At 43.8% G+C, this 740-nt stretch carries 1 protein-coding gene and 1 pseudogene; one reads left to right on the forward strand and one right to left on the reverse strand.

Going from position 1 to position 740, the window contains the following annotated elements; all coding sequences use genetic code 11:
* The coding region (locus R7044_RS25230) for a serine hydrolase (RefSeq protein WP_225455998.1) at window positions 1-291 on the reverse strand (291 nt) is incomplete at its 3' end.
* Between the two features lie 242 nt (window positions 292-533).
* Here R7044_RS25230 and R7044_RS25235 point away from each other — a divergent pair.
* A pseudogene (locus tag R7044_RS25235) lies at window positions 534-740 on the forward strand (ferric reductase); the annotation flags it as partial.

The raw sequence follows: 740 nt of genomic DNA on the forward strand, positions 1-740 counted from the left end.
CCAAACCACAATATTGCGTTCATCGATTTTCGCTGTGGCATTTTTGTTGAGTTTGCCGCTGTCCATGTCGCTTAGCATGGTGGCACACGCTAACGTTTTGAATGTGCTCATTAATGGGAAACGTTCGTCTCCGCGATAATCCCAACGCTCGTCCGTTTGTGTATCCCAGACTGACACTCCAATTCGCCCAGATGTTTGTTTCTCGATGAGGGAGATGTCTTCGTTTAATTTGGAGGCGTAACTAACAGTTGAGCAAACCATCAGCCCAACCAACAGGAATAACTTTTTCATGCGTGGTGTTCTTCGTTCTTTTGGTTTTGATTCGCACTTTGGCGATGTTAAGCAAACTATAACGAGTGAATACTCTAACCACTGTTAAATCCCTGTCGATTTTCTGTAGGATTCTGCGCAATACCTCCAAGTTTGTTATTAACCTTGGTTATATTGTGGGTTTACTCAACTTTACGAATATTGACGTTGCATTACGCTAGAAAAACTAAACTAGAGTTGTCGTCAATTTGAGAGTGATGTTCATGAAAACTGTACGAAATTTTGTATGGATGATAATTGCCGCCGTGTCTGTGTTGTGGTGGATGAGTGAACCGCAACTGCTGTCCTCGACCCAATTCTTCCAATGGCGCTCCGCGCTTATTCAATATTCTGGTGTTTTGTCGTTGGCTTTGATGTCTATTGCGATGGTGTTGGCGCTGCGCTTACCTGTGATCGAGCAATGGGTTCAC

The sequence above is a fragment of the Vibrio sp. 1402 genome, from assembly GCF_033340275.1.